The sequence below is a fragment of the Pseudomonas halotolerans genome (assembly GCF_039581215.1).
Taxonomy (GTDB): domain Bacteria; phylum Pseudomonadota; class Gammaproteobacteria; order Pseudomonadales; family Pseudomonadaceae; genus Aquipseudomonas; species Aquipseudomonas tehranensis.
On sequence record NZ_JBCNTJ010000001.1, the window covers coordinates 140,037 to 165,897 of the forward strand.

General features: G+C 59.0%; 29 protein-coding genes and 1 pseudogene. 19 read left to right on the forward strand and 11 right to left on the reverse strand.

Annotated elements, in window-relative coordinates; all coding sequences use genetic code 11:
• The first annotated feature begins 225 nt into the window (after nt 1-225).
• From AAIS01_RS00685 to AAIS01_RS00710, 6 genes are all read left to right on the forward strand, one after another.
• Nucleotides 226-489, forward strand: coding sequence for a DUF2790 domain-containing protein (locus tag AAIS01_RS00685; protein ID WP_343467389.1), 264 nt, complete (start codon nt 226-228; stop codon nt 487-489).
• 29 nt (nt 490-518) lie between these two features.
• Nucleotides 519-734 carry a hypothetical protein gene (locus tag AAIS01_RS00690; RefSeq protein WP_092393010.1) on the forward strand — a complete coding sequence of 72 codons (216 nt, stop codon included), beginning with the start codon at nt 519-521 and terminating at the stop codon, nt 732-734.
• Nucleotides 735-1,223: 489 nt separating this feature from the next.
• A complete protein-coding gene (locus AAIS01_RS00695; RefSeq protein ID WP_025215114.1) occupies nt 1,224-2,471 on the forward strand; it encodes a ribonucleotide-diphosphate reductase subunit beta in 1,248 nt (415 codons plus the stop codon).
• Nucleotides 2,472-2,873: 402 nt separating this feature from the next.
• Entirely contained in the window at nt 2,874-3,392 is a 519-nt protein-coding gene (locus AAIS01_RS00700; RefSeq protein ID WP_214915308.1) for a BRO-N domain-containing protein, read from the forward strand.
• Nucleotides 3,393-3,493: 101 nt separating this feature from the next.
• Complete coding sequence (locus AAIS01_RS00705; protein ID WP_343467390.1) at nt 3,494-4,207, forward strand: HNH endonuclease; 714 nt, start codon at nt 3,494-3,496, stop codon at nt 4,205-4,207.
• A gap of 138 nt (nt 4,208-4,345) precedes the next feature.
• On the forward strand, nt 4,346-4,537 hold the full coding sequence (locus tag AAIS01_RS00710; RefSeq protein WP_343467391.1) for a DNA-binding protein: 192 nt from the start codon (nt 4,346-4,348) through the stop codon (nt 4,535-4,537).
• Here the strand turns inward: AAIS01_RS00710 and AAIS01_RS00715 are convergent.
• Nucleotides 4,509-4,721 carry a type II toxin-antitoxin system Phd/YefM family antitoxin gene (locus AAIS01_RS00715; RefSeq protein WP_343467392.1) on the reverse strand — a complete coding sequence of 71 codons (213 nt, stop codon included), beginning with the start codon at nt 4,719-4,721 and terminating at the stop codon, nt 4,509-4,511. The two genes, AAIS01_RS00710 and AAIS01_RS00715, sit on opposite strands and share 29 nt — an antisense overlap.
• Before the next feature lie 480 nt (nt 4,722-5,201).
• Between AAIS01_RS00715 and AAIS01_RS00720 the strand changes: the two genes are divergently transcribed.
• Complete coding sequence (locus AAIS01_RS00720) at nt 5,202-6,191, forward strand: hypothetical protein (protein ID WP_343467393.1); 990 nt, start codon at nt 5,202-5,204, stop codon at nt 6,189-6,191.
• A 5-nt stretch (nt 6,192-6,196) separates the two neighbouring features.
• Here the strand turns inward: AAIS01_RS00720 and AAIS01_RS00725 are convergent, their stop codons facing one another.
• The gene (locus AAIS01_RS00725) at nt 6,197-7,009 is read right to left on the reverse strand and encodes a sulfite exporter TauE/SafE family protein (RefSeq protein ID WP_343467394.1); all 813 of its coding nucleotides are present in this window, start codon (nt 7,007-7,009) and stop codon (nt 6,197-6,199) included.
• A gap of 113 nt (nt 7,010-7,122) precedes the next feature.
• Here AAIS01_RS00725 and AAIS01_RS00730 point away from each other — a divergent pair, with 113 nt between their 5' ends.
• Together AAIS01_RS00730 and AAIS01_RS00735 are read left to right on the forward strand one after the other, a co-directional pair.
• On the forward strand, nt 7,123-7,899 hold the full coding sequence (locus AAIS01_RS00730; RefSeq protein ID WP_343467395.1) for an AraC family transcriptional regulator: 777 nt from the start codon (nt 7,123-7,125) through the stop codon (nt 7,897-7,899).
• Nucleotides 7,900-7,982: 83 nt separating this feature from the next.
• Nucleotides 7,983-8,300, forward strand: a complete 318-nt coding sequence (locus tag AAIS01_RS00735; RefSeq protein ID WP_343467396.1) for a helix-turn-helix domain-containing protein — start codon at nt 7,983-7,985, stop codon at nt 8,298-8,300.
• Between the two features lie 15 nt (nt 8,301-8,315).
• On the opposite strand, the gene AAIS01_RS00740 is transcribed toward AAIS01_RS00735, so the two are convergent.
• Nucleotides 8,316-9,371 (reverse strand): MBL fold metallo-hydrolase, encoded by a 1,056-nt coding sequence (locus AAIS01_RS00740; RefSeq protein WP_343467612.1) that lies wholly within the window; start codon nt 9,369-9,371, stop codon nt 8,316-8,318.
• 192 nt (nt 9,372-9,563) lie between these two features.
• Here AAIS01_RS00740 and AAIS01_RS00745 point away from each other — a divergent pair, with 192 nt between their 5' ends.
• Nucleotides 9,564-10,175 (forward strand): TetR/AcrR family transcriptional regulator, encoded by a 612-nt coding sequence (locus tag AAIS01_RS00745; protein WP_343467397.1) that lies wholly within the window; start codon nt 9,564-9,566, stop codon nt 10,173-10,175.
• Nucleotides 10,176-10,178: 3 nt separating this feature from the next.
• Here the strand turns inward: AAIS01_RS00745 and AAIS01_RS00750 are convergent, their stop codons facing one another.
• Nucleotides 10,179-11,126 carry a LysR family transcriptional regulator gene (locus tag AAIS01_RS00750; protein ID WP_343467398.1) on the reverse strand — a complete coding sequence of 316 codons (948 nt, stop codon included), beginning with the start codon at nt 11,124-11,126 and terminating at the stop codon, nt 10,179-10,181.
• Between the two features lie 14 nt (nt 11,127-11,140).
• Here AAIS01_RS00750 and AAIS01_RS00755 point away from each other — a divergent pair, with 14 nt between their 5' ends.
• Together AAIS01_RS00755 and AAIS01_RS00760 are read left to right on the forward strand one after the other, a co-directional pair.
• Nucleotides 11,141-11,851 carry a CTP synthase C-terminal region-related (seleno)protein gene (locus AAIS01_RS00755; protein ID WP_343467399.1) on the forward strand — a complete coding sequence of 237 codons (711 nt, stop codon included), beginning with the start codon at nt 11,141-11,143 and terminating at the stop codon, nt 11,849-11,851.
• A complete protein-coding gene (locus tag AAIS01_RS00760) occupies nt 11,848-12,162 on the forward strand; it encodes an antibiotic biosynthesis monooxygenase family protein (RefSeq protein ID WP_092457363.1) in 315 nt (104 codons plus the stop codon). Before AAIS01_RS00755 ends, AAIS01_RS00760 begins: the two co-directional genes overlap by 4 nt.
• A gap of 543 nt (nt 12,163-12,705) precedes the next feature.
• Here the strand turns inward: AAIS01_RS00760 and AAIS01_RS00765 are convergent.
• Nucleotides 12,706-13,032, reverse strand: coding sequence for a DUF2025 family protein (locus AAIS01_RS00765; protein ID WP_092393063.1), 327 nt, complete (start codon nt 13,030-13,032; stop codon nt 12,706-12,708).
• A gap of 244 nt (nt 13,033-13,276) precedes the next feature.
• Here AAIS01_RS00765 and AAIS01_RS00770 point away from each other — a divergent pair, with 244 nt between their 5' ends.
• A complete protein-coding gene (locus AAIS01_RS00770) occupies nt 13,277-14,404 on the forward strand; it encodes a glycerophosphodiester phosphodiesterase (protein WP_343467400.1) in 1,128 nt (375 codons plus the stop codon).
• Nucleotides 14,405-14,625: 221 nt separating this feature from the next.
• A complete protein-coding gene (locus AAIS01_RS00775) occupies nt 14,626-14,931 on the forward strand; it encodes a PepSY domain-containing protein (protein ID WP_092393069.1) in 306 nt (101 codons plus the stop codon).
• A 79-nt stretch (nt 14,932-15,010) separates the two neighbouring features.
• On the opposite strand, the gene AAIS01_RS00780 is transcribed toward AAIS01_RS00775, so the two are convergent.
• A complete protein-coding gene (locus AAIS01_RS00780; RefSeq protein WP_343467401.1) occupies nt 15,011-16,636 on the reverse strand; it encodes a methyl-accepting chemotaxis protein in 1,626 nt (541 codons plus the stop codon).
• Nucleotides 16,637-16,952: 316 nt separating this feature from the next.
• Here AAIS01_RS00780 and AAIS01_RS00785 point away from each other — a divergent pair, with 316 nt between their 5' ends.
• The 3 genes and pseudogenes from AAIS01_RS00785 to AAIS01_RS00795 all read left to right on the forward strand — a co-directional run bounded on the left by AAIS01_RS00785 (nt 16,953) and on the right by AAIS01_RS00795 (nt 18,662).
• Nucleotides 16,953-17,096 (forward strand): hypothetical protein, encoded by a 144-nt coding sequence (locus AAIS01_RS00785; protein WP_172833788.1) that lies wholly within the window; start codon nt 16,953-16,955, stop codon nt 17,094-17,096.
• 74 nt (nt 17,097-17,170) lie between these two features.
• A complete protein-coding gene (locus AAIS01_RS00790) occupies nt 17,171-17,380 on the forward strand; it encodes a hypothetical protein (RefSeq protein ID WP_343467402.1) in 210 nt (69 codons plus the stop codon).
• An 83-nt stretch (nt 17,381-17,463) separates the two neighbouring features.
• Nucleotides 17,464-18,662: pseudogene (locus tag AAIS01_RS00795) on the forward strand (MFS transporter).
• Here AAIS01_RS00795 and arfB read toward each other — a convergent pair.
• The gene (gene arfB, locus AAIS01_RS00800) at nt 18,659-19,072 is read right to left on the reverse strand and encodes an alternative ribosome rescue aminoacyl-tRNA hydrolase ArfB (RefSeq protein ID WP_343467403.1); all 414 of its coding nucleotides are present in this window, start codon (nt 19,070-19,072) and stop codon (nt 18,659-18,661) included. The pseudogene AAIS01_RS00795 and the gene arfB overlap by 4 nt on opposite strands.
• A gap of 566 nt (nt 19,073-19,638) precedes the next feature.
• Nucleotides 19,639-21,057 carry an amino acid permease gene (locus AAIS01_RS00805; RefSeq protein ID WP_343467404.1) on the reverse strand — a complete coding sequence of 473 codons (1,419 nt, stop codon included), beginning with the start codon at nt 21,055-21,057 and terminating at the stop codon, nt 19,639-19,641.
• Between the two features lie 647 nt (nt 21,058-21,704).
• Between AAIS01_RS00805 and AAIS01_RS00810 the strand changes: the two genes are divergently transcribed.
• Both AAIS01_RS00810 and AAIS01_RS00815 read left to right on the forward strand, forming a co-directional pair.
• Nucleotides 21,705-21,842, forward strand: a complete 138-nt coding sequence (locus AAIS01_RS00810) for a hypothetical protein (protein ID WP_003178782.1) — start codon at nt 21,705-21,707, stop codon at nt 21,840-21,842.
• A gap of 90 nt (nt 21,843-21,932) precedes the next feature.
• Nucleotides 21,933-22,898 (forward strand): M29 family metallopeptidase, encoded by a 966-nt coding sequence (locus AAIS01_RS00815; protein ID WP_343467405.1) that lies wholly within the window; start codon nt 21,933-21,935, stop codon nt 22,896-22,898.
• Nucleotides 22,899-23,169: 271 nt separating this feature from the next.
• Here AAIS01_RS00815 and rluB read toward each other — a convergent pair whose 3' ends face one another.
• The 3 genes from rluB to scpB form a co-directional block, all read right to left on the reverse strand.
• Nucleotides 23,170-24,405 (reverse strand): 23S rRNA pseudouridine(2605) synthase RluB, encoded by a 1,236-nt coding sequence (rluB, locus tag AAIS01_RS00820; protein ID WP_256231265.1) that lies wholly within the window; start codon nt 24,403-24,405, stop codon nt 23,170-23,172.
• 142 nt (nt 24,406-24,547) lie between these two features.
• Nucleotides 24,548-24,739: a DUF1289 domain-containing protein gene (locus tag AAIS01_RS00825; RefSeq protein WP_047226978.1), complete on the reverse strand. Its 192-nt coding sequence runs from the start codon at nt 24,737-24,739 to the stop codon at nt 24,548-24,550.
• A gap of 160 nt (nt 24,740-24,899) precedes the next feature.
• The gene (scpB, locus tag AAIS01_RS00830) at nt 24,900-25,859 is read right to left on the reverse strand and encodes an SMC-Scp complex subunit ScpB (RefSeq protein WP_343467406.1); all 960 of its coding nucleotides are present in this window, start codon (nt 25,857-25,859) and stop codon (nt 24,900-24,902) included.
• Nucleotides 25,860-25,861 lie beyond the last annotated feature (2 nt).

Here is a 25,861-nt window from a genome sequence, read left to right on the forward strand (position 1 = left end):
AAGCGGTTGCAGCAACGATTATTACCAGATCAACCAACAGTGTTTATCAAAACCCGGTCTTTTTGCGATTAACCCCACCCCCTAAAATCAACCTCGCCAACCGGCAAACACGATTAACGCAACGCAGCCCCCACGAAGGCCGTTAATCAACCCTCAAAATCCTGCTCCACACGCAGCCCCAAAAAGGTTGCGTGACCCCACTCGACCTCAAAAAAGGTGAAACAGATGAAAGCTTTATGGGTTCTGGTCATCGCAGGCCTTAGCGCCACCGCGATGGCAGACGAGGCCCCGACCGACGTTGCACAGCAAACACCAGCCATTGAGGAGTACACCTACTCCACCCACCTGGACATCGCCAACGTCATCTCCATGAGCGAGATCCCGAACGTCTGCGAAGTGGTTCCGGCCAAGATTGAATACGACGACTCCAAAGGCCAGCGCCACATCCTGCGCTACAGCGTCATGGGCACTGGCTGCTCCAACGGCTGATCAACCTAAACCCACCAGGAGCAACCTCCATGAAAACCAAACTGATCCTCGCCCTGACCCTGTCCGTCCTGGCCGCCCATACCTTTGCCGCCGACGGTTATGACCGCACCGGTTCCGCTGTCGCTGAAGACGGCTATGACCGCACCGGCTCGGCGACAGTCGCTGAGGACGGCTACGACCGCACCGGCTCCGCCACTGTCGCTGAAGATGGTTACGACCACACCGGTTCGGCACACATCGGTTGATCATAAATGGCATTTTCCACAGCCCGGTTTCGATCGGGCTTGGTTGTGTCTGTAACCGTCAAAAAGCCTTTGCAAACACAACATGTAGTGCAAAACCGCAAAAAACGCTCGTTTTTTGATCAAAAAATACCGTCACCCGACCCATGCAAAAAAAATCTTCAGCGGCCAAAGCCTTGTAAACCCTTGCTCCCACGCGAATATGCCGCCCGCGACCTCCTCCGTGGGCTATTTCGCCGCAGCACGTAGGCAAAAAAGTCCTTATAATGCCGCCTTAAACGGGCCCGCAATATTCCCTTACAGGGAGTCAAACCAGCCTGAAGCCCACGCAGAGGCCTATCGCCTCCTCGCGCTCACAGCCGCTTCAGAACGACCCGTACATTTTTCTGTTTATTGCCTGCGTCAGCTGCTGCAACAAACGATTTTCCAAGATCCACCGCGGCCAGTAGGCCTTCAACGGGCATCTGGCCCTCACGCAGGAGACAACACGTCATGCTGAGCTGGGACGAATTCGACAAAGAAGACGGCGAAGTCGCTGTAAAAGGCGCCAACGCCGGCCACGCTTCTGAAGCCAACATGGACCGCCTCGACAGCGCCGGCGGTGCCGCCGCCCTCGAAGCCCGCGCCGTGACGGCCAGCGACTCGGCCGCGATCATTCGCGCCAAAGCCGCCCTCGACAAACTCGACGTGGCCGAAGGCCTCGCCGAACTCGAAGGCGCCTCCGCCCGTGTCGCCGTCGATGAAAAGCGCATGATCAACTGCCGCGCCGACCTCAACCAGCTGGTGCCTTTCAAATACGACTGGGCCTGGCAGAAGTACCTGGACGGCTGCGCAAACCACTGGATGCCGCAAGAAGTCAACATGACCGCCGACATCGCCCTCTGGAAAACCCCGGAAGGCCTGACCGACGACGAACGCCGCATCGTGATGCGCAACCTGGGCTTCTTCTCCACCGCCGACTCCCTGGTTGCCAACAACCTGGTCCTGGCCGTGTACCGCCTGATCACCAACCCCGAATGCCGCCAGTACATCCTGCGCCAGGCGTTCGAAGAGGCGATCCACACCCACGCCTACCAGTACTGCATCGAATCGCTGGCCATGGATGAAGGCGAGATCTTCAACATGTACCACGAGATCCCATCGGTCGCGAAAAAAGCCGCCTGGGGCCTGAAATACACCCGTTCGATCTCCGATCCGAAGTTCGAAACCGGCACCCCGGACACCGACAAAGAGTTGCTGCGCAACCTGATCGCTTACTACTGCGTTCTGGAAGGCATCTTCTTCTACTGCGGCTTCACCCAGATCCTCTCCATGGGCCGCCGCAACAAAATGACCGGCGTCGCCGAGCAGTTCCAATACATCCTGCGCGACGAATCCATGCACCTGAACTTCGGCATCGACGTGATCAACCAGATCAAAATCGAAAACCCGCACCTGTGGGATGCCGAAATGAAGGAAGAAGCGACCCAGATGATCCTGCAGGGTACGCAGCTGGAGATCGAATACGCCCGCGACACCATGCCTCGTGGGGTGTTGGGGATGAATGCGGCGATGATGGAGGACTATCTGAAGTTCATCGCTAACCGTCGTCTGTCGCAGATTGGTCTGAAGGAAGAGTATCCAGGGACGACTAACCCGTTCCCTTGGATGAGCGAGATCATGGACTTGAAGAAAGAGAAGAACTTCTTTGAGACTCGGGTGATTGAGTATCAGACGGGTGGTGCGCTTAGCTGGGATTGATTCGAAAGAATCCTAGGCTGCACGACTCACCAAGAACCCCGTGAAAACGGGGTTTTTTGTGCGCAACAGAAGCAAAGCCGCGTTTAATTTCATGGCCGGCAAGCGACTTCTGTCCTACGAAAAACTCAGAATCGTTCCGCGTTGACGCAGCATCTCCTCATCACCTAACTTAGTCGCAGGTGCCTAAGAAACGCCCAACGTAGTAGCTAATCGCCCAATATAAAGCCGCACACTGTCCGAGGACGTGTGCAACTCTGTATAGCGAAATAGCTTGTTGGGATTTCTCTTACACCCTCTACGTCGGGCTCGCGCCGCTAACTTCAATACGTAGAGGTCGTTATGCTCATAAAGAACCAGCCCGCTCTCCCTACACCTCGGAGATCGATCACGCCTGATGCTTACATGCCGACGGTATTCACTCGCCTAAACCTCCACCTCCACGCCCTCCTCCTGGAAAACCAACCCTGGTTCTGTGCCCGCGACCTCGGCCGATTGATGGGCGTGCACCTGAACGACCGTATGGTTAGCAAGCTGGATGAGGACCAACGGCACGTTCTGTTGATTCGTTATCACGGCCAGCCTGAAAAGCGGCTGATGCTCAGCGAATCTGGCGTGTACGCCCTGTTGATTTATCACTACGCGCCGGGGAATCGCTTGTTACGCGAGTGGCTGACGCATCAGGTGGTACCGGCATTGCGGGACGCCCAGGCCTCCAGCGATACCGAGCGGCCGATGTTAAGTGTGTTGGATTGGCCGGAGATGTCTTTGAGTTTGTTGCATTGGCAAAACGACGGGTGGATTCGGCTTCGGGACATGCCCTATCTGTTGCTCAATCGAACTCGAGGCCGGGCGGTGGCGGATAAACGTTGGTGGCGTAGGTTGCTGGAGGTTTTTCACGTATCTGGGCATTCAGTGTCGTAGGACGCCCTGAGTGAATGCGGTGCTTTTTCTGTAGGAATTTTCGTAGACAGCCATAATGGCCAGTCAGTATCGTCCGAGGGTTTTTAACCCTCGGCGATTGTATGGATACCCCAAAGGAAAAAAGCGGCTGGAGCGACGAAGAGCTTGAGGCGTCAGTTGATGCTTACTTGAAGATGCTCGATCGCGAGTTAAACGGCCAAATCTTTAGGAAGTCGGTGGAGAATCAACTTTTGCGTGATGGGCCATTGAGCAAGCGCAGCGCCTCGTCGGTTGAGTACCGCATGCAAAATATCTCGGCGGTGCTGGAGCAGATGGATTTGCCGCGAATCAGCGGCTACATGCCCGCCAAGAACATTGGCGCTGGTGTGGCTCAACGAATCCGCAAAGTGCTTGCTCATAAAGTGGTGCCTGGGGCGGGAGAATCTGCTCCGACCGCTGACCACGAGAAGTTGATCAGCCGAGCCGCCAAGCTGCAAAAGAAAGGGCTCAAGACCGAGCCATCAGGAAACCCGAACCCGCAACAAGTCAGTACGACCACGACGTCTTACGTTCGGGATCCGAAAATCCGGGCGTGGGTAGCTGAATTGGCTAAAGGTGTCTGCGAAGGTTGCGGTCAGCAAGCGCCTTTCGAGGTGGACGGGTTGCCGTTTCTTGAAGTGCATCATGTGAAGCATCTGGCTCAGAAAGGGTCGGATAGCATCACCAACGCGGTTGCGCTGTGCCCGAACTGTCATCGGCGTTGTCATCTTGCCAGTGATAAGGAAACCTTCACTTTGTCTTTGTATGAGAAGGTTGGTCGGTTGGTTGCTGAGTGATGAATCGTTAAGTTGGGGCCGCTGCGCAGCCCAGCGGGAGCAAGCTCCCTCGCCACGAGTGTCAGGCCACAGGTTGGTGCCGGGCTGGATTGCCGCGTTGTTTTTGGATGGTGGGAAAAGAATCTATGGAGATAGGCAGTGACCAAAGAAATCAAAAGTGAAGCCTTCGAGTCGATTCACAGCTCGGCTGAGGCGCTGCTGAAGATCGGCGCTATCGACACGGCCACTATGCGGGAGTTCGACGAGGGCTGCATGGCTGAAGCGCCTGCTGAAATCTCAGATCAGGAAAATTCGTCCGAACTCATGACCGCCCCTCAAAACCCTCGATGATGTCCCCGGGGGTGCGGTCAAAATCCGCCGACGTCCGAATCTTCCCCTTCAACCGACCAGGCTTGCGCGCCTGAAGCGTATCGAGATGGGGTAGCTGATCCAGATAAGGCTTACCGGCCTTGGTGATCACCACCCCGTCACCCTGCCATGCACGCGAATCTACAGATTTTGCGTCATCACTCATTCGGTCGCCCCTTGTCATCATCCTTGGCCTTTACAGTGCCCCGCAGAATAGCAACTACTGGGCTGGCCCGCGTGCATGCGCTGAAGATTGGCGCCGCGAGCAGGCGCTTCAGAAACAGGCTTGTCCGACCCAGTCGGAACTATAATGCCGATTATCGCGGCTCGACCCTTCACTTCCGGCAATATAATTCCGGTTATGCACGCGCGTGGTGAAGCGAGTTGTAATTGCGACGCTGCCGTCTGTGTTCGAGCGGCGTTTTTTTTGTTGGCTTTATGGATTGGGGGCTGCTGCGCAGCCCAGCGGGGATAAATCCCCTCACCACAGGATCGGCGTCGAGCTGGAGGTGCATCAATAACATCTCGGGCGCTGTCCATGGCCGGGACACTGCTACAGATTTTGCTCTGAGCTGAAAACATTCAGTGCAAGCCACCCCGCCTCCCGCTATTAATACGCATCCCCACTCAAGGACCCGAGCCCCTCATGAAATTCGACCTCGCCTACTGCCTCAGCCTCGACGACAAACTGTCGATCTATGACGTGCGCGATTTGAATTTTGACGAGACGGTGGCGTTCGATTCCGCGAAGGAACAGTTCCAGTGCCCCAACGATGCCTGTCGGGCGGCGTTTGATGCGGCGAATGTGTTGGGGACGTTCAATGCCAAGAACGTGAATTACGTGCGCACCCCGCACTTCAAGAACGTCCCCAGCACCCGGCATGTCGAGGGTTGTCCTTATGTCAGCCTGAAGACGCCGGCGTCGGGCGTGGAGGCGGATGGTGGGGAAACGGATGACAGTCGGGAAGAACATTTCCCGTCGGAGTTGTTGCTGACTCGGCGTGAGTATGTGCGCAAGCCCTCCAGTCCGGCGGTGGCGGCGGACGTGATGCGCGAAGAGCGTGTGCCTTCAGCCGCCAGTCATGACGAGCACCCGAGCCGTGATTCGGCGCCGGACAAGACCCATGTCTTCGCCCATCCGGTGGAGTGTTTTGTGTCGAACTTCGCGGACAAGGAGCTGCTCAAACGCACGCCGCTGAAGATTGGCGAGCACACCGCGCCCTACAGTTCGTTCTTCAAGAAAATCGAGTTTCTGCTGGACAACAAAGGGCTGATTTACTGGGGCAAGATTAAAAAGATCGAGGACTACCACAGCGCCAGTTTTCGCATCGATTTCGAACAAAAAGTCTGGTTCAAGCAACCGGGCGAGGCGAAGAAAAAGCCTTACTCGGTGAACGTTTACCTGAGCAAGAAGCTGATCGACAACTACCGCAAGCGCAAAGCATTTCTGGCAGAGATCAAGCACGCCATCGACAGTGACGCGCCGTTGTATTGCTTCTTTTATGGCGTGACGCCGGAGTTGAAACAGGTGCCGAGCAAGAAAAACCCCGAGCAGACGTTCGGGGTGTTCAGTGCCCATATCGAGAATCTGGACCACTTCATTATTCGGGAAGCGCCGGGGTTGGCGGGTCAATAGCGCCCCTACCCCAGCCACATCCCAACCATCACCACCATCAACAACCCCACATACACCCGCGCATGCAGCCGATCCGGTATCCGCCCGATCCATGGCGTTGCCAGGCGGATGCCCAGTAGCACGCCGAGTGTGAGCACGACAAAGGCCATCAAGTCGACATAACCGACAAACCACGGGCCGAAGTCGGCTCCGGCGAAGCTGGCCAAGGCCATGTAGGTGACGGTGCCGGCCAACGCGACGGGCACGCTCAGCGGATTGGCCATGGAGGTGGCCTGGGACATGTTCAGGCCACAACGGCGCAGCAGTGGGACGGTCATGACGCTGCCGCCGACGCCCAGGAACGTGGCGATGATTCCGATGGTTGTGCCGCCCAACGCGGTCTCCATGGGCGCCAAAGGTCGTAGGACGGCATCGCTGACGCGTGTCAGAAAACCTCGCCGCAGCAGGCAGTCCAGGATGGTCAGGCCCAGGTAAGCCATGAAGGCGTAACGGATAACCTCGCTGCTCATCCAGGTGGCAGCTGCTGCGCCGAGAATGGCACCCAGGGCAATGAAACCGCCGAACGGCCACAGGTAATGACGAATCAGCTGACCGGCACGGTGGTGTTTTCCGGCGGCGACCAAGGCGTTGACGATCATGACGCAGGTGGAGGTGGCGACGGCAATGTGCATCGCCGATTCACCGATGGCGTCACCCGAGTGATGGGCCATCAGCATGCGATACATCAAAGGCACCACGACGAAACCGCCGCCAAAGCCGAACAACACCGCCGTTAAGCCACTCAGGCAGCCGAAGCACGCAAGCAATACATAGAACATCGAGGCGAATCCGTGAAATGGGAGGCAACCCACGTTAGATAAGCGAAGCTTGGCCCGCTCTAGCAAACTGGCCAATAATATTTGCGTTTACGCCAATGATGAGCAGTCCCTCGATGCGCAACACTTCGATCGATTTATTGGATGCGATTCCCAGGACTGTCGTCGCCATTGGCACTGACTACCCACCGGGACATTTACTGCCCTCGCACCATCATCGCCGGGCGCAGTTGCTGTATGGCGCCACGGGGGTGATGCAGGTCCGCACCGAAGACGGTAATTGGGTGGTGCCGCCGCAACGGGCGGTATGGATCCCGCCCGGGGTGGCCCATGAGGTGTTGATGCTGGGGGTCAGTACACGCAGCTTGTACATCGAACCCGCCGCCGTGACGGCCATGGGCGCCCGTTGTCAGGTCATCAGCGTATCGCCCCTGATGCGCCAGTTGCTGCTGGAAGCCGTTGAGCTTGTGCCGGAATACGACGAGGCCGGACGCGACGGCGCGCTGATCAATCTGTTGCTGCACGAACTGACCCGCAGCGCGCATCTGCCGCTGCACCTTCCACTGCCCAAGGACCCACGCCTGCTCGGCCTGTGCCAAGGGTTTCTGGAGCACCCCGACGCCCACGCGTCACCCGCGCAGTGGGCGGCGCAATTGCCCATCAGCCTGCGCTCGTTCAATCGGCTGTTCAGCCGTCAAACCGGCCTGAGTTTCAGCCAATGGCGACAACAAGCGTGTGTGATGTCGGCATTGTCCCGGTTGGTCGTAGGCGATTCGGTAACCCGTATTGCCCTGGATCTGGGCTACGACAGCCCCGCAGCGTTCTCCACCATGTTTCGCCGGGTGCTGGGTCACGCACCGAGTGCCTGGCTGGAGAAGACCACTGGTCATTGATCAAAAAAATGAGATTGATCAGGATTCAAAACAACTGTACAAAAACACAGTATTTTTTGAATCCACCGCTTTGGAGAACTCCCATGGCCTCTCTCGCAATCAAAACCACCCTGGAACGCATCGCTGTCTATCAATTCACCCCTGCCCACAGTGCACAGGCCCGAGCCATGCTGGGCTGGAGTGTCGAAGAACTGTCCCGGCAGTCCGGCGTGTCGATCCGGGCAATCCGGCGTTTCGAAGCGGGGGGCGAGCTGCTCGATGTCACCCGCCTGGCCCTGGCCTTTCGGCTGGAAGCCGAAGGCCTGGTGTTCTTCCCTGGCTTTGCGCCGGGACGCGGCATGAATATCAAGGGTGCCACACCAGATCCGATGGAGCGGCCAGACTACGCAATGATCGAATGAACGATTCGTCGAGGATCAGGCCATGTCGGGCTGGTCCTGATAAGGCGAGGGTTCCACGTCCAGCCACCAGGCTCGACCACGTTGCGGCTGTGCGAGATTAAAGGCTTCACCCATTTGCGGGGTGGTGATAGACACGTTGCGTTCCCAGGCCAGGGCCAGGATGCGATCGAAGGGTTCGTACCAGGCATGCATCGACAAATCGAACGTGCCGTTGTGGATCGGCAGCAACCAACGGCCCTTGAGGTCGATATGCGCCTGGAGGGTTTGTTCCGGCTGCATGTGGATGTGCGGCCATTCGACGTTGTAGGCGCCGGTTTCCATCAGCGTCAGGTCGAATGGGCCGTATCGCTCGCCGATGCGCTTGAAGCCGTCGAAGTAACCGGTGTCGCCGCTGAAGAAGATCCGGGTGGCGCCGTCGATCATCACCCACGAAGCCCATAGCGTGCTGTTGGCGTCGAACAGGCCACGGCCGGAAAAATGTTGGGATGGCGTGGCGATAAACTCGATACCGTCCACTTCGGTACCCTGCCACCAGTCCAACTGACGCACCTTGCTGGCGTCGACGCCCCATTTGATCAGGGTGTCGCCTACGCCGAGAGGGGCCAGGAAATACTGTGTCTTTGCCGCGAGTTTGATGATGGCCTGATGATCGAGATGGTCGTAGTGATCATGGGAAAGAATCACTGCTTCGATGGGCGGCAGCTCTTCCAGGCTGATGGGCGGCTGATGGAAGCGCTTGGGGCCCGCCCATTGCACGGGGGAAGCGCGCTCGGAAAAAACCGGGTCGGTCAGCCAGAATTTGTCCCGCAGCTTGAGCAGCACCGTGGAATGACCGAGGCGGAAAACACTGTTGTTCGGCGCGGCCAGCAGGTGGGCGCGCGTCAGCGGTTGTACCTCGATGGTGCCCGCAGGACGGGTATTGCGCGGTTTGTGGAAGATCATGTTCCACATGATGCGCAGCATCTGGCCGAGCCCTTCGCGCGGTGTATGGGCGTGGTTACGGTACTTCCCTTGTTCCTGCTGGGATGAAGGAAGCACCGCAGGGCTGTCAGTCGAAGAAATAATGGTCATGATGCGAAAACTCCAAGGACGTCGTCGCAATTGCGCTTCGTCGTTGTGGGACGCTAATGGCCGTTGCATGCACGCTCAGCCGTACGTTTGATCACCAGAACTACACTACCCGGTGTAGTTTGTAGATTGCATGAATCCAGGGAGCAAGTAAACTGCCAAGTGTAATTTCCCTTCTTCCTATGACGACTTGCCATGACCGTACCGCTGCAGCGCCTCACCGAGCGAAAACGCGCATCCATCCTTCAGGCTGCGATTACCGAATTCCGTAGCAGCGGTTTCGAGATCACCAGCATGGACAAAATTGCGGCGACGGCCGGTGTGTCCAAGCGCACGGTGTATAACCACTTCCCCAGCAAGGAAGCCCTGTTTGCCGAAATTCTGAATCGGTTATGGGACAGCGTTACCGCAGAACAGGACACGGCCTACAGCCCGGAGCAGCCCTTACGCGAGCAGCTTCGAAAGCTGCTGCGAGCCAAACTGCACATGCTGGCGGACGATAATTTTCTCGACCTGGCGCGCATCGCCATCGCCGCCACGATTCACTCCCCCGAGCGGGCCCAGGACATGGTTGCGCGCATGGGACAACGCGAAGAAGGTTTGACCGTGTGGATTCGCCACGCCCAGGCCGATGGCCGGTTGAAAGCCGTGGAGCCGGCGTTTGCCGCGCAACAGATGCACGGGCTGATCAAGACATTCGCCTTCTGGCCCCAAATTTCCATGGGCCAGCCGTGCCTGACCGAGGATGAACAGGTTCAGGTGGTTGAATCGGCCCTCGACATGTTTCTGGCCCGCTATCAGCGCTGAATATCAGCGTAACCGCAGATTGCGCCCCAGTTCATCGAACAGCGTCACCACCGAACGCAGCGCACGGCAGTCGGGGCGCGTCAGCAGCCAAAGGGCCGTGTCATACCCCGCCAGCGGTTCGCCAATGGGCGTCAGCCCCTTGTTTTCACCGATTAGAAAGTCCGGCAACGCCGCGACCCCCAGGCCGGCTCGAACCAACTCGGTGACCGAGAGCATGCTGTTGCAGCGATAAGCCGGCACCACGCCAGGCAGATGCTGACGGCGCCAAGCCACCGTGGGGTGATCGGGAAGAAAGTCATCCGGCGCGATCCACGCCATCGCCGCCAGATCATCCCGTTCCAGTGATCGCAGGTAAGTTGCACTGGCACATAGCCGATAGACCACGGTGCCCAGTTGGCGCCCGACCAGATGTTCCGGCGGCGTACGGGTCAGGCGCAAGGCGATGTCGGCGTCACGGCGGCTCAGGTTGGCAAAGTCGTTGGAGGTGCTCAGCTCAAGGGACAGCGCCGGGTAGGCAGGCATGAACCGCGCCAGGGCCGGCAGCAATAGTGCTTGCAGGACCGAATCGGTGCAGGTCAGGCGCACCGTACCGCTGACGACCTCACCGCCCTGTTCCACCCCGATACGCGCTGCCTCCAACGCCTGCTCGGCGCGCTCGGCCTGCTCAGCCAGCGTCTGGGCCAGGCTCGTGGGCAAATACCCTGCACGGCTTTTTTCGAACAAGGGTTGGCCCAGGGCGGCCTCCAGCCGCCGTACCGAGCGGAAGACCGTGGACACATCCACGTTCAGCAAGCGCGCGGCCCGGGCCAGCGAGCCGCCACGGACCAGCGCGAGGATCAGGGACAGATCGGGATAGTCCAGACGATAGTGCGTCGGTGCATTGATCACTTGGGTAAACGCCAATATTGATTGCGTGAGCGCCAATCTATAGTGGCAACCAAGAATCAACAAGCGGCGAGCCTCTCATGGAAAATCAGCGTTCTTTGCACATCGCCCTGGTCGGCGACTATGACCCTCAAATAACGGCTCATCAGGCGATCCCCCTCGCACTTGAGCTGGTTGGCAAACAAACCGGTTATCCCATGGGTTTTCAATGGCTGGCCACCGACCTCATCACCGACAGCGCCGCCCTGAATGATTTCGACGGCATCTGGTGCGTACCCGGTAGCCCCTATCGAAACGAAGACAGCGCCCTGCAAGCCATACGTTTTGCCCGCGAACAGCGTCGCCCTTTCCTCGGCACCTGCGGCGGTTTTCAGCATGCCGTGCTGGAATACGCCCGCAACGTGATGGGCTGGACCGATGCCGCCCATGGCGAAACCGCTCCCGAGGCTGAACGGGCCCTGCTGACGCCGTTGAGCTGTGCGTTGATCGAAACCATCGACTGCCTTGAGCTTGACGCCGATTCGTTGATTGCCAAGGCTTATGGCCGCCTGACGGTTTTCGAAGGTTATCGCTGTAGCTTTGGGGTCAATCCACAATTTGAACGAGATTTGCTGAGCGGAGGCTTGCACGCCGCCGCACGAGATTCGGCGGGTGCCTTGCGGGCCGTGGAGCTGCGCGATCACCCCTTCTTTGTCGCCACCTTGTTCCAGCCTGAGCGAGCAGCGTTGGAAGAACGTGTACCGCCGCTAGTGAGTGCGTTTGTCGAAGCTTGCCGGAGGACAGCATTATGAGCCCCCCGTATTACGCGGTGATTTTTACCTCCCTGCGCACTGAGGGGGACCAGGGTTACGCCCAAGCCGCTGAACGCATGCTGACCCTGGCTCAAAAGCAGCCGGGCTTCCTGGGCGTCGAATCGGCCCGCGGCGAAGACGGTTTGGGCATCACCGTGTCCTACTGGAGCAGCGAAGCGGCGATCCTGGCCTGGAAGCAGCACCCCGAACACAGCGCAATCCGCGAACGCGGTCGCTCGACCTGGTACGCCCATTGCCACACGCGGGTGTGCAAGGTCGAACGGGACTATGCCTTTCAACGCCAAACCTGATGTCAGCCTGCAAAACCCGTGGGCTTGCTCGCGATAGTGCTAGATCAGCTTGCATCCATGCTGAATCTGCCGCCGCCATCGCGGGCAAGCCTTGCTCCCACAGGTTTTTCAGGGGTTCGCAGATGTCCGCCTTACCGCAGCCCCTTGTGGGAGCGAGCCTGCTCGCGAAAGCGCCGGATCAGCTTGCATTCATGCTGAATCTGCCGCCGTCATCGCGGGCAGGCCTTGCTCCCACAGGCGTTTTCAGGGGTTCACAGATACCCAGTCCACCGCAAAAACCTTGTGGGAGCGGGCTTGCTCGCGAAAGCGGTGGGTCAGCTTGCAGCAATACTGAAACTGCCGCCGCCATCGCGGGCAAGCCTTGCTCCCACAGGCGTTCTCAGGTGTTCAAAGATACCCAGTCCACCGCAAAAACCTTGTGGGAGCGAGCCTGCTCGCGAAAGCGCCGGATCAGCTTGCATTTCATGCTGAATCTGCCGCCGTCATCGCGGGCAGGCCTTGCTCCCACAGAGGGTTCTTATCCCATTCATGATCGGCGTGGCTTCAGCCTTCCACCAACTGCCGCACCGCGACGATTTCGGGCAAATCACGGCGGGCCATGTAAACCCGCAGCGGTTCGGTGAGGTTGATCCGGTCGTCGATGTTCTGGTCCAGCAGCAACTGGATGCGCTCGCGATTCAGGGTCATGGTGCCGTCCGCTACGGGCGTCCAGACAAATTCGGATGCCGCAATGATGCCGTCGTCGGCCACGTCCATGCCAAAGGCGTCTTCGCTGAAGCGCACGATGTATTGGCCGGTTTTGCGGTTCAGGCCGACAAAACCCTTGAGCTGGTCGGCGGCCTGGCAGATGAATGTCGAAGTGGTGCGCATGGTAAACCTCATGGATGCGTCCCGCAGGACGTCTGATCGATGGTTTACACGCAGGGCAAGTGGTTGCTGTCTTCGGGTTTCCCTCTGCCGGGGAAACTGGTGCGGCCAAGCGTACTGCAAAGCGGCCTGAAAAAGCGTGGGAAAAATCTGCTTTGCGCATTTTTATGTCGGTATAGCGATAGCGCCAGGAACGTTCAGTTGTTAAAAGATAGGTCTTTGCGAAACCTACGAAAGGATCTCGAGCATGCCTGTCACCTTCACCCGTAGCGCCCTGATGCTGAGTCTGCTGCTTGGCTTCGGCCAGACACAGGCCGGCGAAGTCCCATCCCCCAAGGCCCTCGCGGCCCTTCAAGGTATTCCTCACCCAGCGGTAATCGCCCACCGCGGCGCCTCGTTTGACGCGCCGGAGACCACCGCCGCGGCCTACAAACTGGCCCGCGACCTGGGCGCCGATTACCTGGAGCTGGACCTGCAACGCAGCAAGGACGGCGTCCTGTTCGTGCTGCACGACGACAGCCTGCTGCGCACCACGGATGTCGCGACCAAATTCCCTGAGCGCAAGGACAGCACCGCCAATGAATTCACCATGGCGGAACTCAAAACCCTGGATGCCGGAAGCTGGTTCAACGCCGCCTACCCGGACCGCGCTCGCCCGTCATTCGCGGGTCTGAAAATTCTGACCCTGGATGAAGTCATCAACATCGCCGAAGGCAACCCGCTGCACAAACCGGGGCTGTACATTGAAACCAAGGAGCCGAAGCTGTTCCCCGGCATCGAACGCGATCTGAAGGATAAATTGCAGGACCGCGGCTGGTTGAGCCCAGCGGGCTCCAAGCTCGCCAAACGTGCCACCGGTGTAGGCCAAGGCAAGGGCAAAGTGGTCTTGCAAACCTTCGAAAAGAGCAGCCTCGAACTGCTGCAAAAAGAAATGCCCAACGTGCCGAAGGTGCTGCTGTTGTGGGTGGGCGATGGCTACATAGAGGCCAAGTCGAAGGTGACGTTTGCCGAGTCCGGCGAAACGGACAAGGCGGCTTACTACGCCAAACAGCAGCCCAAGGACAAAGCCGAATTTGAACAATGGGTCCAGTTCGCCAAGGCACAAGGCGCCATCGGCACCGGGCCGTCTGCCGCGTTGGCTCAGGGTGGCAGCCAAAGTTATTCAGACCTGGTGCAGCCGTGGATGAACCAGTACACACATGACCAGGGTCTGCTGGTGCACGTCTACACCGTGGATGAAGCGGTGGACTTCAAGAACGTAATGGATGCCGGCGTGGACGGTATCTTCACCAACCGCGCCAGTGAACTGCTCAAGTACTTAAAGCGTCCCGAGGCTGGCAGCGTGGCACGGTTGCTGGAGAATAACGGGTACTAAACCCAGACAACGCCATAACGAAACTTGCACCGGTAGTCTGTAGGGGGAATCTGAATTCAAGGGAACTCTTTCCCTCCTCGCAGTCTATGCTTTCACAAGCCTTACTTCTGCAGTCCCGGAACCTTTCGAAAGTTTTTTCAAATTAAGGGTGAATTAAGTTACCACAGTTAATCTGAACTCACTTAAACGACACACCCCTTATCACACCAAGGAAAGAACCCATGAAAACTTTAACTGCCCTGTTCACCGCCGCAGCCCTGACCCTCACCGCGGGCCTGGCCCAGGCTGATGTTCGAGTGGACCAGATTCCACAACTGGTCAAGGAAGGCAAGATCAAGTCGCTGGAATCGATGAATGAAGAGGCCCTGAAGTTGCACCCGGGCGCCACTATCACCGACACCGACCTGGACAACCACTTCAACGGTTATGAATATGAAGTTGAACTGAAAACCGCCGATGGCAAAGAGTATGACGTTGACTTCGATGCCACTACCGGCAAAGTACTGTCCAACAAACAAGACACTTGATTGAACATCAAAAAATAGCCGCGCAGCCTTAGGGTTGCGCGGTTTTTTTACGTCTTCGAACAACTGACACTCACAATGATCAGGCACTCAACCGCGCCGTCACTTCATTCAACTGCCCCGACAAACCGTGCAGGTTTCGACTCGCGGCTTCGGTGCGCTGCACATTGTCCAGGTTAGTGCTGGCGATGCAGGTGATTTCGGTCAGGTTGCGCGAGATGTCTTCAGCCACCGAGGTCTGCTCTTCTGCGGCGGTGGCGATCTGACGGTTCATGTCGCGAATCGCTTCCACGGCCTGGGTAATGCGCTCGAGCATCGCACCGGCCTGAGTCACCTGCTCCACGCTTTCCTCACTGCGCGACTGGCCGCTCTCGATGGCCTGAGCCGCGTCCACCGCGCCGGTTTGCACGGTCTGAATAATCTGGTTGATCTCGATGATGGACGAGGCAGTGCGCTGGGCCAGACTGCGCACTTCATCGGCAACCACCGCGAAACCGCGCCCGGCCTCGCCAGCCCGGGCCGCTTCGATGGCAGCGTTGAGGGCCAACAGATTGGTCTGCTCGGCGATACCGCGGATCACTTCCAGAACCTTGCCAATGCGCCCGCTATCGGTTTCCAACTGGCGGATGACCGTGGCGGTATTGGCGATTTCACCGCGCATGCGGGTGATGGTGTGGATGGTCCCTTGCATGACCTTCTCGCCCTGCTGCGCCGATTGATCAGCATCGTCGGCCGCTCGCGCCGCGTCGGCGGCATGGCGGGCGACTTCCTGGGCGGTGGCGGACATTTCGTTCATCGCCGTCGCCACCTGATCGGTGCGTTCGAATTGCTCGCTGGTGCCTTGGCTCATCAGGCTGGCGATGGCATTAAGCTCGCCGCTGGCACTGTCCAGCTCGGTGGCACTGCGTTGCAGACGCGAGAAGGTTTCGGCGAGAAAATCGCGCAGGGTATTGGCGGCCAGCGCCAGATCGCCCAACTCGTCCTGCCGGTTGCTGACCACGCGCTCGGCGAAGCGGCCGCGACTCAGTTGGGTCACGTAATCGATCAGGTTGCGGATCGGCTGCACCAGGTTGCGATTGACCAGCCACAAACTGAACAAGCCGATCAGCAGGCCGGAAACCAGCATGACCACGGTGCCCAGCATAATCGTGTGGTCGGCGCCGGCACTGATTTGCGTCGATTGCTCACTGGCAAGCTTGCGTAATTCCACCACCAGCGCACTCATTTGCTCACTGGCGGCGCGGTCCACGCCCTTGACCGCCGCATCACCCGCCGCGGCATCGCCACCCGCCGCCACAAACGCCTCACGGCCCTTTTGGTAGGCCGCACCCAACTGCTTATGTTCGTCTCGCAGCCCCTCAATCCGGGTCTTGATGGGCGTCGCAACCCCTTCGAGGCCGACCAACTGGCCAAGAATGCTCTGGACATCGTTCTGGCGATCTTCGAACTGCTTCCAGTATTTAGCCAGGTCCGCCGGCTGCTTGCCGCGCAGTAGCACGTTCTTCCATTCCTGGACCTGCACCTTGAATTGCAGGTTGGCCTCATCGATCAACTGCGAAGCACGCAACGGGCCATCGATCAGGTTGCGATAATTCTGCACGCCATTGGAAAGGAAATGGAAAGACGCCAGGGCAATCAGCAGCATCGCCAGCAGGCTGCCACTGAGCAAAGCGAGAATCTGCGCTCTCAGGGATTTTTGTAGAAACATGGAGGGAAATCTCTTGAAAAGAAGAAAGAGCCAGGCTCACGAACGACACGTCCCGACCTCCATGTTCATGGTTTGCAGTGTCGCAACCGAATCCGGGGATATGTACTAGCCATCGACCCGCCGGGCTTATTCTTGAGGCTTCGCGACGGCCGGTAGCGGTCGTTTGACGATTGGACATGTCCTGTCCAGACAAGCCCTTTTGTCGCCGCAACGGAACTTAAAAGTCTTTTTGTCATTTCTTCTGCGGTATCCTGCCCAGGCTTTGTAAAAGCGCGGATCTACCAGATCTACCCACAGACTTTGCGAGGAGCGCGATATGCACGAGATTCCTAATCTCCCCTTCCCTAGCCTGCACGAAACTGAGCAGACGACCACGCTACAAGCCGGGGGGCAACCAGACGCCCAACAACCCGAGCCCAAAGAAGCCACTGAACGCCGCCAGGCCGACAGCGAAGACTGATTCACCCGCACGACCAGACCGTGTGGAAAGCGCTAAGATGCGCTTTCCACACTGCCTGAATCCTGAGCCCCCCCATGACCGATGACCCCACCTTCAGCGAAGCCCAAGCCAGCGTTCTAATCGGCACCGCCGAAAAAATGGTCGATATCTGGACGCGCCTTTCCCCGGAAAAACAGGCCGCCTTGCTGGCACGTTTCGGCACTGAAGAAAACGCCCTCGCCGCATTGGTCACCACGCATCTAGTGACCGGACAAGACGACAACCCAGCACCATCCGGCAAATAGTTTTACTTTTCCACGCTTCACGGTCGTGGGCACCGCTATCATAAGCAGCCTATCTATCCTGCTGCTCCGTGGACCCTTTACCCATGCCAGATACCCAGCGCCCCTTGGCGGTCACGCTGCAAGTCGTTTCCATCGTTCTGTTCACTTTCATTGGCTACTTGAATATCGGTATTCCCTTGCCGTGTTGCCCGGGTTCGTCCACAGCGAACTGGGCTTCGGCGCGGTGATCGCGGGGCTGGTGATCAGCGTCCAGTACCTGGCCACCCTCCTCAGCCGTCCGTATGCCGGCCGCATCATCGACAACCTGGGGAGCAAACGCGCGGTCATGTTCGGCCTCGCCGGTTGCGGACTAAGCGGGGTGTTCATGCTGGTCTCTGCCTGGACGTCAACCCTCCCGACGCTGAGCCTGATCAGCCTGCTGATTGGCCGCCTGGTGCTGGGCAGTGCCGAAAGCCTGGTCGGCTCGGGGTCGATCGGCTGGGGCATCGGTCGGGTCGGTGCGGCGAATACCGCCAAGGTGATTTCCTGGAACGGTATCGCCAGCTACGGCGCGCTGGCGATTGGCGCGCCGTTGGGCGTGTGGCTGGTGAAGTCCCTGGGGCTGTGGAGCATGGGCGTCAGCATTGTCTTGCTGGCGCTGCTGGGGCTGGCGCTGGCCTGGCCGAAAACAGCGGCGCCGATTGTCACGGGCGAACGGCTGCCGTTCATGCATGTGCTGGGGCGCGTCCTGCCCCACGGCTGCGGCCTGGCCCTGGGCTCCATCGGTTTTGGCACCATCGCCACATTCATCACCCTGTATTACGCCACGCAGCAGTGGGACAACGCGGTGCTGTGCCTGAGCCTGTTCGGCGCCAGTTTCATCGGCGCGCGTTTGCTGTTCGGTAATTTGATCAACCGCTTGGGCGGCTTTCGGGTGGCGATCGCCTGCCTGTCGGTGGAAACCCTGGGGTTGTTATTGCTGTGGTTGGCACCGGATGCGCAGTGGGCCTTGGCCGGCGCGGCATTGAGCGGCTTCGGTTTTTCCCTGGTGTTCCCGGCGCTGGGGGTGGAAGCGGTGAACCTGGTACCGGCCTCCAGCCGTGGCGCGGCGGTGGGCGCCTATTCGTTGTTCATTGACTTGTCACTGGGGATTACCGGGCCGTTGGCCGGTGCGATTGCCGCAGGTTTCGGTTTTGCTTCGATCTTTTTGTTCGCCGCGCTGGCGGCATTGGGCGGGTTGCTGCTGAGTCTCTACCTGTACCGCCAGGCGCCGAAGTATCGCCAGGAGCGGGAGAAAAACTAGAAATCCACCTTGCCGCGCCCGGCTTTGATCGAACCGCGCTTGGTCTTGGATTCCAGGCGACGTTTCTTCGAGCCCAGGGTCGGCTTGGTCGGACGGCGCTTCTTTTCGACCTTGGTGGCGCTGAGGATCAGTTCGGTCAGGCGTTCCAGGGCATCGGCCCGATTCTGTTCCTGAGTGCGATATTGCTGGGCCTTGATGATCAACACGCCGTCGCTGGTGATGCGACTGTCGCGCAGCGCCAGCAGCCGCTCCTTGTAGAAGTCGGGCAAGGACGAGGCCGCGATGTCGAAGCGCAAATGCACGGCGCTGGAGACCTTATTGACATTCTGCCCCCCGGCGCCCTGGGCGCGGATGGCCGTCAGCTCGATCTCGGCATCCGGGATGTGCACAGTGTTGGAAATTGCCAGCATGAAAAAAGAGGTCCGGTATCAGGACCCACAGGATACCGCGAATCCCCAAGACAACACCTGCCCCTGTGGGAGCGAGCCTGCTCGCGATGGTGGCGGCACAGTCAATACAGATATCGCCGGTGATGGCCTCTTCGCGAGCAAGCCCGCTCCCACACTGGATCTTCAGTGGTCACAGAGTGTGTGTTCACCGCAGAGTCTCGTGGGAGCGGGCTTGCTCGCGAAGGGGCCGTCACATCCGGCCTAGGTTTCACCTACCAGACCGCCATCGCGAGCAAGCTCGCTCCCACACTGGATCTTCAGTGGTCACAGAATGTGTGTTCACCGCGGAGTCTCGTGGGAGCGGGCTTGCTCGCGAAGGGGCCGTCACATCCGGCATAGGTTTCACCTACCAGACCGCCATCGCGAGCAAGCTCGCTCCCACATTGGATCTTCAGTGGTCACAGAATGTGTGTTCACCGCGGAGTCTCGTGGGAGCGAGCTTGCTCGCGAAGGGGCCGTCACATCCGGCATAGGTTTCACCTACCAGACCGCCATCGCGAGCAGGCTCGCTCCCACAGGTTTCGTGCTTACTTGGCTGCCACCACCGCCATGTCCTGCCGGGCACTGCGCTTGTTCTTGATCACGTAGCAGCCCCACATGAACACCACCCACACCGGAATCGCGTAGACCGATATCTGGATGCCGGGAATCAGCAGCATCACGCCAAGGATGAACACCACGAACGCCAGGCAGACGTAGTTGCCGTACGGATACCACAGTGCCTTGAACAGCGGCGTCTGGCGGGTCTGGTTCATGTGCTGGCGGAACTTGAAGTGCGAATAGCTGATCATCGCCCAGTTGATCACCAGGGTCGCGACCACCAGCGACATCAGCAACTCCAACGCATGCTGCGGGATCAGGTAGTTCAGCAACACCGCCACCAGCGTGACCGCAGCCGAAGCCAGGATCGAACGCACCGGCACGCCACGCTTGTCGATCTTGGCCAGGGCCTTGGGCGCATCGCCCTGTTCGGCCATGCCCAGCAACATGCGGCTGTTGCAGTAAGTGCCGCTGTTGTACACCGACAACGCGGCGGTCAGCACCACGAAGTTGAGAATGTGCGCGGCTGTATTACTGCCCAGCATCGAGAACACCTGAACGAACGGGCTGCCGCTGTAGGCATCACCGGAGGCATTGAGCGTACTCAGCAGGCTGTCCCATGGAGTCAGGGACAACAGCACCACCAGGGCACCGATGTAGAAAATCAGGATCCGGTAGATCACCTGGTTGATGGCCTTGGGGATCACGGTTTTCGGTTTGTCGGCCTCGGCCGCGGTGAAGCCAAGCATTTCCAGGCCACCGAAGGAGAACATGATGATCGCCATCGCCATCACCAGGCCACTTACGCCGTTGGGGAAAAATCCGCCGTGAGCCCACAGATTGGTCACCGAAGCTTGCGGACCACCATTGCCGCTGACCAGCAGATAGCTACCCAGGGCGATCATGCCGACAATTGCCACGACCTTGATGATCGCGAACCAGAACTCGGCCTCACCAAACACTTTGACGTTGGCCAGGTTGATGACGTTGATCAGGACGAAAAACGCTGCCGCCGAAGCCCAGGTAGGAATGTCCGGCGCCCAGTAGTGGATGTACTTGCCGACCGCGGTCAGTTCCGACATGCCCACCAGGATATAAAGAATCCAGCAGTTCCAGCCCGACAGGAAACCGGCGAAACCGCCCCAATACTTATGGGCAAAGTGACTGAAGGAGCCGGCCACCGGCTCTTCGACAATCATCTCGCCCAACTGGCGCATGATCATGAAGGCGATGAAGCCGCAAATGGCGTAACCGAGGATCATCGACGGGCCGGCTGACTTCAGCACACCCGCCGAGCCGAGGAACAGGCCTGTGCCGATCGCGCCGCCGAGGGCGATCAGTTGAATGTGTCGATTTTTCAGGCCGCGTTTCAGCTCGCCTGAATGCGTATTTTCTACAACGGTCATGCGTCACCTGTTTGTTTTTATCTGTGACGAAATCGAACCCGACACGCTTGTGACGTGGCGGAGTGAACAAGGCGGATAACCTTGAAAGTGCGTGGGTACGCGAAGGGTCACAGTAAAACGCGGCGCATTGTACACCGCCGCCCCACTGCGACCAGACCCCCGCGCACCCCGTCCTTCAGGTCTGCCGCGCATCTGACCCGTCCCGCTGATTTGAAACAAGCGCTGCGAGGTGTCGGAAAACCCTACGAACCGACCTCTTCGGCAGCTTTTTCTTACAGCGCAGCCAAACACCGGTACCGACCCGCTCGATAGGCAAAAATCGTCAGCATTTCTTTACGAACCGTAACGCAAGCTTTCCATGTGGGAACTTTCTGAAAGCTGACTGCAAATTGACGGTAGCTAGCTACCTAAGCAAAAAACCACACAGCCAATTGTTTTTGAATGAGTAATTTCCTCGAAAAAAATAGAACAAAAAGTTCAAACGAAAAAAATAATTTATTTTTTTGCATTCCAAAAAACCCTCGACTAGGTTTTCAGCGACTTGCCAAGGCGTCGTGCCGGCAAGTTGTGCGGAGCCGATTCCGGTCAGTTTTCATTCGCGGAATCGACCCCGCCACTTTCCGTAAAAGTCATCTAGGAGATTCACTATGCAAGCACTGGACAAAGACTTGGAAACCGAACTGCAACTGGACGAATGGTTTGAGGCACCGACCCATGAGGCCGCGGTTGAAATGATGCAAGCCGACGCCGTCGTTCCGTTCGGCACGGCGATGTGGCCCCTGTAAACACTACCCGGCGGAGCTGATCCGGCCGGTCGGCTCCGCCACTTTGCAGATTCTCAGGGAAGCCAACACCACTGTCAGGGAAGAATAAGCATGGACACACAACGAGCCATCTCACATTTCCTTTACTACCTCGAACACCATCCCGCCCTGGTCGGCATTCAGCCTGCCAAGGTGTTGCTCGGCCATACCGCCGATTACGAAGCGCTGACCGGGGCCATTGCCGAACAGGCTGGCAGCGGCTCGCCCTTCCGGTTCAGCGCCATGCGCCTGGACCTTGAATCCACGGAACGACTGTCCAAGGCCATTGCCGACAGCGATCTGTACATCTTCTTCTACGACTCTTCCACCCTGCCCAACCCGCGCCCCGACGGCCCGGACTTTGTTCGCGCGTTGCAAGGCGTGATGGCGGACAACTGGAAAAAATCGCTGCTGTTCAAGGATTACGGCGATTATTTCTACGACACCTTCAGCGTGATTCCCCAGCGCATCGCCGGGCTCAACAGCCACCTGATCCGGCGCATGTCCCAAGCGACGACCTTGAGCTTCCAGGATGACCTGGGTTCGTATTTCGACACCGACCTCAACAGCGTCAAGAAATGGACCGACATCAACGGCCTCGGCAACCATGACCTGGCCCCCGGTGAAATCGCCACCCACAGTGACACCATTAACGGCCAGGTGAAGTTTGTCGGCACGTTCCTGAGCACCATCCCGTTCGCCCGCAAGTACGGTGTGCTGCAGTCACCGCTGGAGCTGTGGATTGAAGACTCCACCATTCAGAAAATCGCCACCGACGTGCCGGGGCTGGAACACGATTTCAACAAGTACCTGGACGCCAACCCGTCCAACCGACGCATCGAGGAACTGGGCATCGGCACCAACGAAGGGGTCAAGAGCCTCTACGCCCGCAATGCCGGTTTCGAGGAGCGCCATTGCGGCCTGCACCTGGGGCTGGGGGGCGGGGCCAAGGGCAGCCATCACCTGGATCTGATTTTTGAGAGCGGTGTGCTGGCGCTGGATAATGAGCGGATGTTTGATGGGCGGTTTGTGCTTTAGGGGCAGCGGCAAGCTGTGAGCTTCAAGCGGCAAGAAAGAGCAAGTAGCCTCTAGAGGGTGGTGGAGCTGCTGGCCTCTTCGCGAGCAAGCCCGCTCCCACAATGAAGCGGGGCCGACCCAAATCTTCTATTCACTGAAGATCAAGTGTGGGAGCGGGCTTGCTCGCGAAGACGACCGCACCGGCACCGCATCAATAACGCCAGACACAAAAACGGCAACCCAGTGGTTGCCGTTTTTTCTTGCAGCTTGCCGCTAGAAACTCAAAGCCGCCTCACTCCGGCTTACGACGCCCAAACCCCGGACGCTGTCCGGAACCGGCCGGAGCACCACGGCGTTTACCCGATGGCGTGTCGCGGTCGACCAGCACAATACCCGGGCGCTTCTTCGGCGCCGGCTTGGCCGGGCGCTTGGTGTCGGCCGGGCGATCGGCGACTGGCGTACCGCGACCCGCCGGAGCACCGCGACCTTCACCGCGCTCGGTCCGACCATTGGCCGGACGCGGCGTACGTGGGCCGCGCTCACCGTCCTGACGAGGCGCAGGCTTGCGGGCTGGGCGTTCACCTTCGATCTGCGGCTCACGGGACGGACGCGGCCCCGCAGCCGGACCATCAGCGGCCGGACGCAGCGTGCGCACGCGCTCGGTCTTGCCCATCGGACGCGAGGATTTACGCTGCATGCGCTCCAGCTTGTCCTTGCTCTTGGCGGTCATCTGCGGCATCGCCACCGGCTTGAGGCCGACTTCGGCGGCCAGGATGTCCACTTCGTACTGGCTCATTTCGCGCCAGCGGCCCATCGGCAGGTCGGAGTTAAGGAACACCGGACCGAAACGCACGCGCTTCAGACGGCTGACCACCAGCCCCTGGGACTCCCACAGGCGCCGCACTTCACGGTTGCGGCCTTCCATCACCACGCAGTGGTACCAATGGTTGAAGCCTTCGCCGCCCGGTGCCTGCTTGATGTCGGTGAAACGCGCCGGGCCGTCTTCCAGCACGACGCCGGCCTTCAAGCGCTCGATCATTTCGTCATCGACTTCGCCACGTACACGCACGGCGTATTCGCGGTCCATTTCGTAGGACGGGTGCATCAGGCGGTTGGCCAGCTCACCGTCGGTGGTGAACATCAGCAAACCGGTGGTGTTGATGTCCAGGCGACCGATGTTGATCCAGCGGCCTTCTTTGGGCCGCGGCATCTTGTCGAAAACGGTCGGACGGCCTTCCGGGTCGTCACGGGTGCAGATCTCGCCGTCAGGTTTGTTGTACATGATCACGCGGCGCACCGTTTCGGCGGCCTCTTCGCGCTTGATCACCTTGCCATCAATGGTGATGGCGTCGTGCATGTCGACACGCAGGCCCAAGGTGGCATCTTTGCCGTTGACCTTGATCCGGCCCTGGGTGATCCAGGTTTCCACGTCGCGGCGCGAGCCGACGCCGATGCGCGCGAGGACTTTTTGCAGTTTCTCGCCTGCTGGGCCGATTTCCTGGCTGTCGTTCTGGTCTTGGTCTTTCATTCTGGGCACCTCCCGGTGTGGTCGGGTCAGGCCTGGCCTGACACGTTGAAAACAGGTCTATGACGAAGGGATCGCCAAAGGGTCGCGAATCATACGCTCGTTAAGGCGTTTGCGCATCAGAGACTAGCTGATCGACGAACCTTCAGCGCTTTTTCCGCCGACCGGTGGCGCCCAGTTTGATCAGGCGCAGGGCCGCTTCGGCCAACACCGTGCGCTTGTCATCCTTGTCGAGTTTCTTCCAGGCCTTGATCTCACGCTTGCTGCGGCCACAGCCGATGCAGATGTCGTCGTCGAACTTGCAGAGGCTGATGCAGGGGTCTTTGGTGGAACTCATGAACATTTCCTGCCGCGCTGCATTAGCAATGTGGGAGCGGGCTTGCTCGCGAAGAGGGAGTGTCAGGTTAATCAATGTTGACTGACCCACCGCCTTCGCGAGCAAGCCCGCTCCCACTGAGGGTTGAGGTGTGTCAGTAATCTCTGCGACACCCGTCGGATCAATCCTCGAACTGGCGTCGTTCGTTTTCGATCGCTTCGGCCAGGGCGCGGGCCTCGGCTTCTTCGTCGCTCAATTCAGGTTCGGGTTCGCGTGGTTCGAGCGCGGCGACGGCGGCCAGCAGTTTTTCCCGGGCCGCTGCGACGCCAAGAATATCTTCTTCTGGTTCGGGGTCAGGTTCGGCCTGAAGTTCAACTTCGCTGCCCGGTTGTGCGTGCTCATCCGTTTCGCCGTCAAGATCCGCTGCCTCGCGAGGCAGATCGTTGAAATCGGTCTTGAGCCCCTCCTCCATGGTGTCCAGTTCCAGCAACAACGAATGGAAGCTGGTTTCTTCCTTGGGCTCCTCCGGCTCGGCACTGGCGTCGGCCAGTTCTTGCAAGCTTTGAGGCACCGGCGCGTCGTCGAACTCCAGCATCGGCTCCGGTTCCAGCTCCCGCAGTTCGGCCAGCGGCGGCAGGTCGTCCAGGTTCTTGAGGTTGAAGTGATCGAGAAAAGCCTTGGTGGTGGCAAACATCGCCGGTTTACCCGGTACGTCGCGATAACCGACGACCCGGATCCACTCGCGCTCCAGCAGCGTCTTGACGATGTGGCTGTTGACCGCCACGCCCCGCACATCTTCGATTTCGCCCCGGGTGATCGGTTGACGATAAGCGATCAATGCCATGGTTTCGAGCATGGCGCGGGAATAGCGCTGAGGCCGCTCTTCCCACAGACGCCCGACCCAGGGCGAAAACTTCTCGCGGATCTGCAGGCGGTAGCCGGAGGCCACTTCCTTGAGTTCGAACGCCCGCCCCTCGCAGGACTTACCCAGCAGCGCCAGGGCTTTCTTGAACACGGCAGGCTCGGGCCGCTCGCCTTCTTCGAAGAGTTCGAACAAGCGCTCCATCGATTGCGGTTTTCCCGAGGCCAAGAGGAAAGCTTCAAGCAACGGTGCCAGCTCGCGGGGTTCAGTCAGATTCATTG